The sequence below is a fragment of the Micromonospora antibiotica genome, assembly GCF_017599305.1.
Taxonomy (GTDB): Bacteria; Actinomycetota; Actinomycetes; order Mycobacteriales; family Micromonosporaceae; genus Micromonospora; species Micromonospora antibiotica.
On record NZ_JAGFWR010000015.1, the window covers coordinates 1 to 15028 of the forward strand.

The window sequence follows — 15028 nt, forward strand, 5'->3', positions numbered from 1 at the left end:
TCGTTGGGTGTGGTGGGTTCGGGTGGTGTGGTGGTGCCGACGTTGCGTCGGGGTGAGGGTGGTGTGGGTCGGGTGTTGTTGTCGTTGGGTGAGGCGTTTGTTGCGGGGGTGGAGGTTGATTGGCGTCGGGTGGTGGGTGCGGGTCGGTTGGTGGATGTGCCGACGTATGCGTTCCAGGGGGAGCGGTACTGGTTGGAGGCACCCCGCAACACCGGCGACGACACGACCGCCACCGGCCACGCGCTGCTCGGTGCCGCGGTGGAGTTGCCCGGCTCCGGCGGGGTGGTACTGACCGGCAGGGTGTCCCTGACCGACCAGCCGTGGCTGCGTGACCACGCGGTCGGCGACACGGTCGTCCTGCCCGGTACGGCCTTTCTCGACATGGCACTGCGCGCCGGTGACGAGGTCGGCTGTGGCCACGTCGACGAGTTGACCCTGCACCAACCGCTCGTCCTGACCACCGGTTCCGTGCAACTGCGCGCCGTGGTCGACGCCGCTGACGACGCCGGTCGCCGGCCGGTGTCCATCTTCGCCCGGAGCGGCTCCGGCGAGACGGACTGGACGACGTGCGCCGCCGGTGTCCTCTCCGACAGTGACGACCGGGCACCGGCCGAGGGCCTGGCCGACACCTGGCCGCCGGCCGACGCGGAACCCCTCGACTGCGTCGGGCTCTACTCCGACCTGGCTACCCGGGGCTACCACTACGGCCCGGCTTTCCAGGGCGTACAGGCCGCCTGGCGGCGCGGAAACCAGGTCTTCGCGGAGGTGGCGCTCGCCGCCGAGCAGCACGCCGAGGTGACCGCCTTCGCCATCCACCCGGCGCTGCTCGACGCGGCCCTGCACGCCGGCCTGACCGACCCGGAGGCACCCGCCGCGCCGGTGGAGCTGCCCTTCGCCTGGTCCGGCGTCGCGCTGCACCGCACGGCGGCGACCACGGCCCGGGTCCAGCTCACCCGGACCGCACCCGGTGTCCTGCACCTGGTCGTCACCGACCCGACCGGCGCGGCGCTGGCCACCGTGGACACGCTCGTGATGCGGCCCATCCCCGGTGGCCTGCGGGGGCCCGCCACCGACGGCGGCCTGTACGCCATCACCTGGTCACCCTCCGGTGACCGGGAGCCCGCCGCGGCGGACCCGTCGGACGCACCCGACCGGCAGGTGCTGGATCTGACCGACCGGGGGGTCGGCACCACCACCGACGGCGACGCCGCCGAGGCCGCCCGGTTGCTGGTGCACGAGGTCCACACCGAGGTCACCCACTGGCTGACCGGGGCCGGCACCGACGGGGCACCGGGCGGGGCCCAGCCGTCGAAGCTGGTCGTGGTGACCCGTGGCGGGGTCGCGGTCGGGCCCGACGAGGACGTCGATCCGGCTGCCGCCGCCGTGTGGGGGTTGCTGCGTACCGCCCAGATCGAGCACCCGGACCGGATCGTGCTGATCGACCTGGACGACGACGAGCGCTCCCGGGCCGCCGTCACCGTCGCCGGGTGCGGCACCGAGCCACAGCTCGCCATCCGCTGCGGCGTCGAGCACCGGGCCCGGCTCACCCGGCTCGCCCCACCCGGCGACGCCCTGCGGGCCGCCGCCGGGACGCGCAACGACGGCACCGTCCTGATCACCGGTGCCTCCGGGGTGCTCGGTGGGGTCTTCGCCCGTCACTTGGCCACCCGGTATCCCACCCAGCGGCTGCTGCTCGTCGCCCGGCGCGGTGCCGCCGCACCCGGGATGGACGAGTTGACCGCCGCACTGGGCGACCTCGACGCCCGGGTGGAGGTGGCGGCCTGCGACGTGACCGACCGGACGCAGCTCGCCCGGCTGCTCGACGCGATCCCCGCCGCGTACCCGCTCACCGCCGTGGTGCACGCCGCCGGGGTGCTGGACGACGGACTGCTCACCTCCCTGCGCCCCGAGCAGCTCGACGCCGTCCTGCGGCCGAAGACCGCGGCGTGGCACCTGCACGAGTTGACCCGCGACCTCGACCTGGCCGAGTTCGTGCTCTTCTCGTCGGTGACCGCGACCCTGGGCAACGCCGGTCAGGCCAACTACACGGCGGCGAACGGCTTCCTGGACGGCCTGGCCGCCCACCGACGCGCCCACGGCCTGCCGGCCACCAGCATCGCCTGGGGCCTGTGGGCCACGGCCTCCGGCATGACCGCCCACCTGAGCCGGACCGACCTGAACCGGCTGGGCCGCGACGGGATCGGCGCGTTGGACGAGGCGGCGGGTCTGGCGCTGTTCGAGGCGGTCCGGGCGGGCCACCCGACCGGCCCGGACCCGTTGCCGGCGACCGTGGTCGCCGCCCGGCTGGACGGGGCCGCGCTCCGCGCGAAGGCCACCGCCGGGCTGCTGCCCGCCCTGTTCGGGGACCTGGTCCGGGTCGCCCCACGCCGGGTGCGGGCGACCGCCGGTGTCGACGCCGGTCAGTCCTGGGAGCGGCGGATGGCGGCGCTCCCTGCGGCCCGGCGTCGGGAGGCGGTCACCGAGCTCCTGCGCGGCGCGGTGCTCACCGTCCTCGGACACGACCCGGCCGGGACGATGGAGGCCGACCGCACCTTCAAGGACTTCGGCTTCGACTCGCTCAGCGCGGTCGAGCTGCGCAACCGGATCGGGGCCGCCACCGGGATCACCCTGCCGGTCACCCTGGTCTTCGACCACCCCACCCCGGCCGCGCTCGCCGAACACCTCGACCAGCGGGTCTCCGGCGGCACCGGTCCCGCCCCGACGCCGGTCGCCCCGACGGTCGGGCCGGCCGACGAACCCATCGCGATCGTGGCGATGGGCTGCCGCTACCCGGGTGGTGTCGAGTCCCCGGAACAGCTGTGGCGGCTCGTCGCCGACGGCGTGGACGCGGTGGGCGGGTTCCCCCGCAACCGGGGCTGGGACATGTCCGGTCTGCTCGACTCCGGCTCGGACGGGCCCGGCACCAGCCACGCCGACCAGGGTGGTTTCCTCTACGACGCCGACCGGTTCGACGCCGACTTCTTCGGCATCAACCCCCGCGAGGCCGCCGCGATGGACCCCCAGCAACGGCTGCTGCTCCAGACCGCCTGGGAGACGTTCGAACGGGCCGGCCTGCCGTCGGCCACCCTGCGCGGCAGCCGTACCGGCGTGTTCGTCGGGGTGATGTACGGCGACTACGGGGCCCGGCTCGCCACCGCTCCCGGGTCCTCCGAGGGCTACCTCTACAACGGCAGTGCCGGCAGTGTCGCCTCGGGACGCATCGCGTACACCTTCGGGTTGGAGGGTCCGGCCGTCACCGTCGACACGGCCTGCTCCTCGTCGCTGGTGTCGGTGCACCTGGCGGCGCAGGCCCTGCGTCGGGGCGAGTGCACGATGGCCCTCGCCGGTGGTGTCACCGTGATGGCCACCCCCAAGACGTTCATCGAGTTCAGCAGGCAGGGCGCGCTCTCCACCGACGGCCGGTGCCGGGCCTTCTCGTCGTCGGCGACGGGCACCGGATGGGCCGAGGGGGTCGGTCTGCTGCTGCTCGAACGGCTCTCCGACGCCGAACGCAACGGGCACGAGGTGCTCGCCGTGTTGAGCGGCTCCGCCGTCAACCAGGACGGGGCCAGCAACGGGATGACCGCGCCGAACGGGGCGGCCCAGCGTGCGGTGATCCGGCAGGCGCTCGCCTCGGCCGGGCTCACCGGCGTCGACGTCGACGCGGTGGAGGCCCACGGCACCGGCACCCGGCTCGGCGACCCGATCGAAGCCGAGGCCCTCATCGCGACGTACGGCGTCGGACGCTCCCCGCAGACGCCGCTGTGGCTCGGCTCGCTCAAGTCCAACATCGGCCACGCGCAGGCCGCCGCCGGGGTGGGTGGTGTGATCAAGATGGTGCTCGCGATGCGCCACGGCACCCTCCCGCGCACCCTGCACGTGCAGGAGCCGACGCCGCACGTGGACTGGTCGGCCGGCGCGGTCCGCCTGCTCGACGAGGCCCGGGACTGGGTCGCGGTGGCCGACCGTCCCCGCCGGGCGGGCATCTCGTCGTTCGGCATCAGTGGCACCAACGCCCACGTCATCGTCGAAGCTCCCGCGCCGGCCGGACGCCCCGGCGACGACGTTTCGGACAGCCCGTCCGCCGACGCGGGGGAGGGACCGGCCGGGGTAGCGCCGGGCACGGACGACGGCGGTGCCGGGGCGCCGGCCCTCCCGGTCCTCGTTCCCCTCTCGGCGCGTACCGCCGAGGCACTGCGCGGTCAGGCCCGCCGGTTCGCCGCCGCCCTGGCCGACCTGCCGCCCGGCTCCGACGACCGGGACGGGCGGCGGGCGCTGGTCGCGGACACGGCGTACACCCTGGGTCGGCGGGCGGTGTTCGCGCACCGCGCGGTGCTGGTCTGCCGGGACCACGACGGCCTGCTCGCCGGCCTGTCCGCGCTCGCCGACGGCGGCGTGGCCGGCGGCGTCGTCACCGGGCGCGGCACACCCGGCGGGTTGGCCCTGATGTTCACCGGGCAGGGCAGCCAGCGTCCCGGCATGGGTGCCGAGTTGTACGCCACCGAACCCGTCTTCGCAGCGGCCTTCGACGCGGTCTGCGCCCACCTCGACCCCTACCTGGACCGTCCCCTGCGCGCAGTGGTCTTCGCCGCCCCCGACTCGGCCGACGCCGCGCTGCTGGACCGGACCCGCTACACCCAGGCGGCCCTGTTCGCGGTGCAGACGGCGCTCTACCGGCTGGTCGAGCGGGCCGGCATCGTCGCGGACCGGCTGATCGGCCACTCGATCGGTGAGGTCGTCGCCGCGCACGTGGCCGGGGTGCTCACCCTGCCCGACGCGTGCCGGCTGGTGGCGGCCCGCGGCCGGCTGATGGAGTCGGCCCCCGAGGGCGGCGCGATGATCTCGATCCGGGCCGACGAGGCCACCGTGACCGCCCTGCTCGGGCCGGACGCGCACCGGTTGAGCATCGCCGGGATCAACGGCCCGGAGTCGGTGGTCGTCTCCGGCGACGCCGACGCGGCGCAGCGGGTCGCCGAGCGGTGCCGGGCCGACGGCCTCGGCATCCGGCAGCTGCGCGTCAGCCACGCCTTCCACTCCGCACACATGGACGGTGTGCTGGCGGAGTTCGTCCGCCTCGCCGGCGAGTTGACCTTCCACGAACCCGAGATCCCGATCGTCTCCAACGTCACCGGTCGCACGGCCACCACCGAGGAACTGACCTCACCCGACTACTGGGCCCGTCACCTGCGCGGCACGGTCCGGTTCCACGACGGGGTCCGCACCCTGCACGCCGACGGGGTCCGGATCTTCGTCGAGCTGGGACCGGACCCGGTGCTCGCCGCGATGGTGCAGGGCAGCATCGGCGGTGCGGAGCCGGCACCGGTGACCGTGGCCGCGTTGCGGACCGCCCAGCCGGAGCAGGACACCTTCGCGGTGGCCGTGGCGACGGTACTGGCCAACGTCGAACACCCCGACCCGGTGGCGGTGCTGGCCGCGCGCAATCCGGCCGGCCGACTGGTCGCGTTGCCCACCTACCCGTTCCAGGCCACGCGGCACTGGCTCGACGCCCCGGCCCCGGTCGGGGACACCCGCGCCGCCGGCCAGGACACGGCGGGCCACCCCCTGCTCGGTGCCGTGGTCGAGCTGGCCGACGGGGCGGGTGAGCTGCTCACCGGTCGACTCTCGGTGGCCGACCAGCCGTGGCTGGCCGACCACGCGGTCGGCGGGGTGGTCACGCTGCCCGGCGCGGCGATCGCCGACCTGGCCGTCCGGGCTGGCGACCAGGTCGGGTGCGGGCGGGTCGACGAGCTCACCTTCCGGACGCCGATCGTGCTGCCGGCGCAGGAGGCCGTCCGGCTCCAGGTCACCGTCCGGCCGGCCGACGGGTCGGGGCGTCGGGCCTTCACCGTGCACACCCAACCGCAGGACCGCTCCACGCCGTGGCGGCTCAACGCCGACGGAGTGCTCGGCACCGAGGCGGCCACGCCCGCCGGGTGGCCCGAGGGCGACGCGCCGTGGCCGCCGCACGGGGCGTCGCCGGTGGACCCGGACGCCCTGCACGCCGACCTGGTGGCCGCCGGCCTGGCGATCGGCCCGGCCTTCGCGGGCGTACGGGCGCTCTGGCGGGCCGGTGACGTCCACTACGCCGAGGTGGCCCTGCCCGACGAGGTGTCGTCCGACGCCGCCGGTTTCGGCCTGCACCCGGCGCTGCTCGATGCGGCACTGCGCGCCGTCGCGTTCGGCGTCCCACCGACCGACCGGCTGCACCTGCCGTTCACCGTCGCCGGTTTCGCCCTGCACGCCGGCGGCGCGACCACCGCCCGGGTACGGCTCGCGCCGGGCTCCGGGGCCGGCACCGTCACCGTGTCGTTGGTCGACCCCGCCGGTGCGCCGATCGCCGACATCGACGAGTTGACCCTGCGGCCGTACCAGCCGGACAGCGGGCCGACGGGTGGCCTCTACCGTCTCGACTGGCACCCCGTGGCGCTGCCGGCCGTCGACCCGAGCCCGCACCCCCGGTGGGCGGTGCTCGACGACGGTCGCGTCCTGGCCGACTCGGCGGCGGAGCTGCTCGGCCCGGCCGCCCTCTTCGTCGACATGACGGCCGTCCACGAGGCGGTGACGAACGGGGCCCCGCCGCCGTCGGTGATCGTGGTCGACGCCGTCTCCTCGATCGCCACGAGCCGGGCGATGGCCGCGCTCGCACCGCCGTTGGCCGCCGAGCGGGCCGTCGCCGACACGCTGGAGTTGTTGCAGCAGTGGCTGGCCGACGACCTGCTCGCGGACGTCGGTCTGGTGGTGCTCACCGAGCTGGCGGTCGCCGCGCGCCCGGGTGAGACGCCCGATCCGGCGATGGCCGCGGTGTGGGCGATGCTCGGTAGCGCGCAGAGCGAGCACCCGGGCCGGATCACGGTGGTCGACGTGGACGGCACGCCGGCCTCGATCACCGCCCTGCCGATGGCGCTGGCCGCCCGGGATCCCCGGCTGGCCCTGCGTGACGGCGTCGCCCTCGCTCCCCGGCTCGCCCCGCTTCCCGCCCCGGCCCGGACCGCCGGGGACCGGCCGGACCCGACGGCCACGACGGGTGACCGGCTCGACGCCGACGGCCCCGTGCTGATCACGGGTGCGACCGGCGCGGTGGGGGCCGTGCTCGCCCGGCACCTCGTCGCCCAGGGTGTCCGTCGGCTGGTGTTGACCGCCCGGCGCGGCCCGCAGGCGCCCGGCGCGGCGGAACTGCTCGCCGACCTGACCGCCGCCGGTGCCACCGCCACCGTCGTCGCCTGCGACGTCGCCGACCGGGACCGGTTGGCCGAGGTGCTCGACGCGTACCAGCCGGGTGCGGTCTTCCACGCCGCCGGTGTGCTCGACGACGGGGTGCTCACCGGGCTGACCGCGCAACGCTGTGCCGCCGTGCTGCGCCCCAAGGCCCGGGGCGCGTGGAACCTGCACGAACTCACCCGGGGTCGACGCCTCTCGGCTTTCGTGCTGTTCTCGTCGGTGGCGGCCACCGTCGGGACCGCCGGTCAGGCCAACTACGCGGCGGCCAACGGTTTCCTGGAGGCGCTGGCCGGGCAGCGTCGCGCCGAGGGACTTCCCGGCCTGGCCGTCGGCTGGGGGCTGTGGGGCACCGGCGGTATGGCCGGCGAGCTGGGCGCGGCGGACCGGGCCCGGCTGGCCCGCATCGGCATCTCCCCGATGGCCGCGGCCGATGCGCTGGGCCTGCTCGACGAGGCGCTCGCCGGGGTCGACCCGTACCTCCCGCCGGTCGTGGTGGCTGCGGCGTTCGCGCCGTCGGCACTACGCGCGGCGGCCGGGGCCGGTGGGCTGCCGGACGTCCTCACCGCACTGGCTCCCGTGGTGCCCGTGCCGGCCCGCCGGGCGGCGGCCGTGAGCTCCGTCCCCGGGAACGACCCGGGCAGTCTCACCGACAGCCTGGCCGCCCTGTCGACCCAGCAGCGTGGCGAGCTGCTGCTGGACCTGGTCCGCACGGAGATCCGCGGCGTCCTGGGTTACACCGACGCGGAGGCCGTGGACGACGAGCGCAGCCTGCGCGACATGGGTTTCGACTCGCTCACGGCGGTGGAGCTGCGCAACCGGCTGAACACCGTCACGGGACTGCGGCTGCCGACCACGCTCGTCTTCGACTTTCCGACCGCGGTGGCGCTGTCGGAGCAGATCGGCACCCGTCTGGTGCCGGAGACCGGTGAACCCGCCGGAGCGGTGCTGGCCGTGCTGGACCGGCTGGACGCTCTGCTGGCCACCCGCGACATCCCCGACGGGGAGGAGGACGACATCGGTGAGCGACTGAGGAATCTGCTGTGGAACTGGCAGGGCCGGCAGGGCGGCGACGAAGCCGCCGGGGGCGCCGACGAACTCGACACGATCGACGACGACGACCTGTTTCACACATTGGACCGGGAGCTCAGCGGTCCGCATCCGGATCGGCTCCCCTGACCGGCACGCGACCGTGTGGTCGGCACCGGCAACCGCATCATGAGGCATGGAAGGGAAATATCTTGAATAGGCTGCGCGGAAACCCGTGGGCGGTGCTGGCGACACTGTCGATCGGTTTCTTCATGACCCTGTTGGATCTCACGATCGTCAACATCGCCATCCCGGACGTGATGTCCGACCTGGGCGCCTCGTTCAACCAGGTGCTCTGGGTGATCAGCGCGTACTCGCTGGTCCTCGCCGTCCTGTTGATCACGACCGGGCGGCTCGGTGACCTCAAGGGGCCACGGCTGCTGTTCCTCACCGGCACGGCGGTCTTCACCGTGGCGAGCATCGTCTGCGGCGCGGCGCAGAGCCCCGGCCAGCTCATCGGCGCGCGGGCCGTGCAGGGCATCGGCGCGGCGATGATGGTGCCGCAGACCCTCGCGATGATCATCGGCATCTTCCCGCCGCAGCGGCGGGGGACGGCCATGGGCGTGTGGGGTGCCGTCGCCGGTGTCGCCACCATCTCCGGCCCGACCCTCGGCGGCCTGCTGGTGTCGACCTTCGGCTGGCGGTCGATCTTCTTCGTCAACGTGCCGCTGGGCATCGCCGTGCTGGTGCTGACCCCGCTGCTCATCCCCAACATGAAGCCGGACCGCAAGCACAGCTTCGACATCGTCGGCGTGCTGATCGCCACCGCGGCACTGTTCTGCGTGGTGTTCGCCCTCAACGAGGGCGAGCGCTACGACTGGAGCGTGCAGATCTGGGCGTTGCTCGCCGCCGGCGTGGTGCTGATCGGCGTCTTCATCGCCCACCAGCGCACCAAGCAGGACGACGAGCCGCTGGTGCCGTTCGCGTTGTTCCGGGACCGCAACTACACGATCATGAGCATCAACGCGGCCGTCGTCTCGATGGCGATGCTCGGGCTGGTCCTGCCGATGAACCTCTACCTCCAGCAGGTCCTGGGGATGGACGCGCTGCACGCCGGTCTCACGCTGGCGCCCTCGCCGCTGGTCGCGATCATCGTGTCCCCGTTCGCGGGGCGGCTGTCGGACCGCATCGGCGGCAAGTTCGTCCTGCTGTTCGGCCTCACCATGTACGCCATCGGCATGGTGATCCTGGTCAGCCTGGCCCAGCTGGACAGCAAGTGGTACACCTTCGTGCCCGGTCTGCTCGTCGCCGGCCTCGGCACCGGGTCGCTGCTCGCGCCGATGGCGACCGAGGCCATGCGCGGGGTCAACCCGCGCCTGGCCGGGGCGGCGTCCGGGCTGAACAACACGGTGCGGCAGCTCGGTTCGGTGCTCGGCCTGGCGATCGTCGGCGCGCTGATCCAGAGCCGGCTCGCCACCACGGTCCGGGAGGAGGCGACCGCGCAGGCCGGGCAGTTGCCGGCGGACGTGCGAGACCGGTTCGTCGACGCCGGGGTGCAGGCCGGGGCCGGTGGTCCCGGTGGCATCTTCGGTCACCTGTCGGGCGACCTGCCGGACCAGCTCCGGGCCCAGATCGCGACGGTCTTCACCAACGTGTACGACCATGCCTTCCTGTCCATGTTGAAGACCAACTTCCTCTTCCCGATCGCCATCGTCGTGGTCGCGGCGGTGCTCACCACGTTCGTCCGGCGGCGGCCCCCGGCCCCGACCCCGCCGGGTACCGCGGTGCCCGCACCCGCGCCGGCCGCTGCGGCTGCGGTGGCCTCGACCGAGGCAAGCCGTACGTAGCACGGCTGACACCCGAGACGACGTGTCCCCGGTCCGCAGTCGCGGCCGGGGACACGTCGTCTCGGGTCGGGCGGGGTTCAGAAGACCAGCACCCGGTTGTCGTACTGGAGTAGCCGGTCGGCGCAGTGCCACTCGACGGCTCTGGCCAGGACGGTCCGTTCCACGTCCGCGCCGAGCCGGACCAGGGTGGCGGTGGTGTCCCGGTGCGAGGTGCGGATCACGTCCTGCTCGATGATCGGCCCCTCGTCCAGCGCGGCGGTGACGTAGTGCGCGGTGGCGCCGATGAGCTTCACGCCGCGCTGCCGGGCCCGCTCGTACGGGCCGGCGCCGGGGAACGCCGGTAGGAACGAGTGGTGGATGTTGATCACCGGGACGCCGACCTTCTCCAGGAACCCGCCGCTGAGGATCTGCATGTAGCGGGCCAGCACGATCAGGTCGCACTGCCCGGCCAGCAGGTCGGCGAGGGTGCCCTCGGCGGCGTCCCGGGCGTCGGGCCGGACCGGGACCTCGTGGAAGGGCACACCGAATCCGGTGACGGTGTCGCGCAGGACGGGGTGGTTCGAGGCGACCAGGGTGACGTCCGCGGCCAGCTCTCCGCGCCGCCACCGCCAGAGCAGGTCGACCAGGCAGTGGTCGGCCCGCGAGGCCAGGATCGCGATCCGCTTGACCTGTCGGGCGTCGCTGAACCGCCACCGCATGCCGAACGGCTCGGCGATGGCGGTGGCGAACTGGTCGCTCAGGCCCGCCCGTCGCTCGGGTGCGATGGTGAACTCGGTACGCAGGTAGAACTGACCGCCGCTGGGTTCGCTGGTGTACTGGTCCAGCTCCACGATGCTGGCTCCCCGCAGGTGCAGGAACCTGGCCACGGCGGCGATGATCCCCGGCTGGTCGGGGCTGGACACGATGAGACGAAGGGTGTCGACCGACATCTGCTCTCCTCGACGATCTCGGGGTGCCCGGGAAGGTGACACCCCGACGCCGAGCCTGCCCTGCGGACCTAACGCGGATCCTGCGTCGTGCCGTCGTGCCGCTGTGCCGCTGTGCCGTCGTTCACCCGTCCGTCGGGCTCATCCATCGCTCGCCTCGGTGCCACCGCGGAGCCGCAGGAGCGCCTGCGGGGTGAGGCTGCGGGCGAGGGTCTCCAGGGCGGCGGTGATCTCGGCGATCCGCTGCGGGTCGTCGGTGCCGAGTGCCGTGGCGAGCGCGCCGTCGATCGAGGCGGCCCTGATCTGGACGACCCGGTCGGAGACCTGCTGTGCGGTGTGCAGCAGCAGCCGTCGCCGGTCGTGGGGGTCGGCCACCGCGTCGATGGCACCGGCCTTGCGCAGGCGTGCGGCGCAGACCGACACCTTGCTCTGCGGGAAGCCCGTCCGCTCGGCGATCTCGCTGACCGAGGTGCCCGGGTGGGCCCGGATGTCGCTCGCCACGATGAGCACCGAGCGGTGCAGTGCCGGGTGGGGGTCTACCCCCTCGGTGGGGATCGCCTCTTCGCCGATCTTCATGAGGGTGCGCCCCAGGAGGAACAACTCGATGCCGTTCACCCGTTCAGAGTACATCAGAAACGATCCATCATTCGAGATGCATCTGATACGATGCTTTTATCGGCGCGGGGCCCGCCCGTCCGTCAAGCGCATGGAGATGCACATGTCCGCAACCGACACCCTCCGGACCGGTACGCTCGCCGTCGCCGGCGCCCGCCTCTACCACGAGGTCCGGGGCAGCGGCCCGGTCCTGCTGATCGGCCAGAGCGGTGAGGGTGACGCCCGCCGGACCGCCGACCTGGTCGCACAGCTCGCCGACGCGTACACCGTGGTGACCTACGACCGGCGCGGGCTGTCCCGCAGCGCGCTCACCGACCCCGACCGGCCGGTGACCCTGGCCGACCACGCGGACGACGCCGCCCGCCTGCTGGCCGCCCTCACCGACGAGCCGGCCGCGATGCTCGGGTGCAGCCTCGGTGCCTCGATCGGGCTCCGCCTGGCCGTCCACCATCCCGGTCGGCTGCACACGCTGGTCGCCCACGAACCGGTCTCGCCCCGGCTGCTGCCCACCGGCGAGCGGACCCGCCACGAACGCGAACTGCTCGACGTCCAACGCCTCTACGCCGCCCGTGGGCTGACCGAGGCCATGCGCGAGATCGCCCGGGTGCTCGGCATCGATCCGACCTGCCAGGAGGCCGAGCCCGACCTCACCCCGCAACCGTTCACGCCGCGCCGGGTCGCCAACTTCGACACGTTCATCCGCCGGGACTTCACCGCGATCGTCGGCGACGACCTGCGCCCGGCCGACCTGCCCGGCTGCGGCACCCGGATCGTCCCGGCGGTCGGTGCCCGCACCGCACCGGAGGTCTTCGACCGCCGGTGCGCCGACCGGCTGGCCGAGCTGCTCGGGACCGCACCGGTGGTCTTCCCCGGCGGCCACAACGGCAACACCACCCACCCCCGGGGGTACGCGGCCACGCTGCGCCGGGTCCTCACCGCCGCGCAGCGCTGACCGGCGGAGCCGACCGGCCACCGGCGCGTGGCACCGGGGCGCCGACCACCCGCGGTGCGGCGTGGTACCGGGGGCGCGACCACCCGCGGTGCGGTCCCGCGTGCCGGTGGCGCATCGGCGGCCGGTGCCGGGGTGGGACGGTTCAGCCGCGACTCCACCGCTGGCTGGTCGCGCCGTTGCAGTCCCAGATCTGGGTACGGGTGCCGTTGGCCGTGCCGTTGCCCACCAGGTCCAGGCACCGGCCCGAGCCGACGGCCGTGACGGTGCCGTCGGCGTTGAAACGCCACTTCTGGTTGGCCTGGCCGTTGCAGTCCCAGATGATCACCGAGGTGCCGTTGGCGGTGCCGGCGTTGTTGACGTCCAGGCACTTGGTGCCGTAGACCCGCAGTTCCTGGCTGCCGGTCGAGGTCCACGACTGGTTGGCCTGGCCGTGGCAGTCCCAGACGATGGCGGTCGCGCCGTTGGTCTGCGTCGCGCCGTTGACGTCGAGGCACCGGCCGGCGGAGACGCTGCGTACGGCCGACGTCGTGCCCGGCGGGGGCGTCGTCGGTGGGGGAGTGGTCGGGGGTGGCGTCGTCGGCGGCGGGGTGGTGGGCGGGGGTGTGCCGCCGCCGGTGACCAGGAACATCGCCGCGCCGTGCGCCGGCACCGAGGCGCTGATCGTGCCGGTCGACGTCGAGTTGCTGTGCGCCCACAGGTCCCGCACCGCGTAGGACGACGCGCTGCCGAGGCCGAGCGCGCTGGCCGTGGTGGTGACCGTGGCCGTGCCGCCGCCCCGGTTGAGCAGCACCGTGGCCACCGCTCCGGTGGACATCGGCTTGCGCCAGACCTCCAGGTCACCGCTGTCACTGATCTTGTAGCCCTGCCGGCCGCCCCAGTCCTGGTCGACCGCGATGACGTCGGTGTTGGTCAGGATGGTCCGGGTCGCCGCCGACATGGAGCGCAGGTCGTTGCCGGCCAGCAGCGGGGCGTTCAGCAGCGCCCACAGGCTGAAGTGGGCCCGCGACTCGGTCTCGGTGGGGCCGTTGCCGACCTCCAGCATGTCCGGGTCGTTCCACGCGCCGGGCCGGGCGTACGAGTCCTTGCCGACCTGCTGGTCGAGGATGCCCATGATGGAGTTCCAGTTGCCGCCGATGTCGCCGGTGTTGCGCCAGGAGTTGCCCACCGACGCGCCCCAGGTCCAGACGCTCTCCTGGCCCCAGTTGCACAGGCTGTAGAGGATCTTCCGGCCGGTCGCCGCCAGCGCGTCCCGCATCGCCGTGTAGCGCTGCTGCCCGCTGCGACCGAGGTGGTCGCCGCAGTTGTCGTACTTGAGGTAGTCGATGCCCCAGGACGCCCAGAGGTTGGCGTCGCGCTGCTCGTAGTTGATGCTCGCCGGGTAGCCGGCGCAGGTGGTCGTCCCGGCCGAGGAGTAGATGCCGAGCTTCAGCCCCTTGCCGTGGACGTAGTCGGCGAGCGCCTTCATGCCGCTGGGGAACTTCGCCGGGTCGGCGACCAGGTCGCCGCTGGCGTTGCGCTGTCTGGTCGACCAGCAGTCGTCGATGTTGACGTACTCGTAGCCGGCCGCCGCCATGCCGCTTGAGACCAGCGTGTCGGCGGTCTGCCGGATGAGCGTCTCGTTGACGTTGCACCCGAAGGAGTTCCAGTCGTTCCAGCCCATCTGCGGGGTGCGGGCCAGGCCGTTCTCCAGCGCCTGCGCGGGCGGGGCGCCGCCGAGCACCGCCGCGCCGGTGACCACCGCCGTGCCCAGGGTCGCCGCCAGCAGTACGGGGGACAGCAGGGCGACTCGTCGTCTGAACATGCGCACGCTCCTTGCCGGGGTGCAGGCCACGATTCGTAATGCATCGACGCTCGCCAACGTAATTCGTCTGACATGTGACGTCAATACGCGCCCGTCGGCCGTACCCGGGGCCGGCCTGCGCCGCCCTCGCCGGGCCGCACCGCCCGCCGTCCGGGGCCCGGTCACCGGACGTCCGGGCTGCACACCTTCCAGTCGCCGTCCTGCCGCTCGACGTTCAGCCCCACCGTCCGGGGTGCCTGATCCGAATAGGTGACCTCGGCGGTTACCCACCGCAGGGTCGGTCCCTCGCTCAGGCGCTCGACCGTCACGTCGGTGATCCGGAACCCGGTCACCCCGTACCCGCCCGCAGGACGGTCCAGCCAGTCCGCCCGCGACTCGCGGCGTCGGTCGGCCGCACACAACATGTCGTACGCGCCGTTGTCGTCATGCCTGACCACGGCGGACAGGTAGGCGTCGGCAGCGGCGCGGATGCCGGGCTCCTCCCTCGCGTCCTTGTGGGACAGGTAGAAGCCGGCGATGGGCGTGCCACAGCAGAGCAGCACGCCGATGCCGACGATGGCGATGACGAAACCCCGGTCGGAGAGGTCCTTCTCGGCGGCCACTGCACCGACGGTACGGGCCGGCGGCAAGGTGCCCGCCGGCC

7 protein-coding genes are annotated in these 15028 nt (G+C 73.5%); 3 read left to right on the forward strand and 4 right to left on the reverse strand.

Annotated elements, in window-relative coordinates:
* Window positions 1-33 precede the first annotated feature (33 nt).
* Together JQN83_RS22255 and JQN83_RS22260 are read left to right on the forward strand one after the other, a co-directional pair.
* Window positions 34-8394, forward strand: a complete 8361-nt coding sequence (locus JQN83_RS22255; protein ID WP_208569091.1) for a type I polyketide synthase — start codon at window positions 34-36, stop codon at window positions 8392-8394.
* Between the two features lie 62 nt (window positions 8395-8456).
* Window positions 8457-10091, forward strand: a complete 1635-nt coding sequence (locus JQN83_RS22260) for a DHA2 family efflux MFS transporter permease subunit (protein ID WP_208569092.1) — start codon at window positions 8457-8459, stop codon at window positions 10089-10091.
* A 77-nt stretch (window positions 10092-10168) separates the two neighbouring features.
* Here the strand turns inward: JQN83_RS22260 and purU are convergent, their stop codons facing one another.
* Complete coding sequence (purU, locus tag JQN83_RS22265; protein WP_208569093.1) at window positions 10169-11020, reverse strand: formyltetrahydrofolate deformylase; 852 nt, start codon at window positions 11018-11020, stop codon at window positions 10169-10171.
* 138 nt (window positions 11021-11158) lie between these two features.
* Complete coding sequence (locus JQN83_RS22270; protein WP_208569094.1) at window positions 11159-11647, reverse strand: MarR family transcriptional regulator; 489 nt, start codon at window positions 11645-11647, stop codon at window positions 11159-11161.
* A gap of 88 nt (window positions 11648-11735) precedes the next feature.
* On the opposite strand from JQN83_RS22270, the gene JQN83_RS22275 reads away from it, so the two are divergent.
* Window positions 11736-12584 (forward strand): alpha/beta fold hydrolase, encoded by an 849-nt coding sequence (locus JQN83_RS22275; protein ID WP_208569095.1) that lies wholly within the window; start codon window positions 11736-11738, stop codon window positions 12582-12584.
* Between the two features lie 142 nt (window positions 12585-12726).
* Here JQN83_RS22275 and JQN83_RS22280 read toward each other — a convergent pair whose 3' ends face one another.
* Window positions 12727-14385, reverse strand: coding sequence for a lectin (locus JQN83_RS22280; RefSeq protein WP_208569096.1), 1659 nt, complete (start codon window positions 14383-14385; stop codon window positions 12727-12729).
* Between the two features lie 161 nt (window positions 14386-14546).
* Complete coding sequence (locus JQN83_RS22285) at window positions 14547-14987, reverse strand: Rv0361 family membrane protein (protein WP_208569097.1); 441 nt, start codon at window positions 14985-14987, stop codon at window positions 14547-14549.
* Between the last annotated feature and the right edge of the window lie 41 nt (window positions 14988-15028).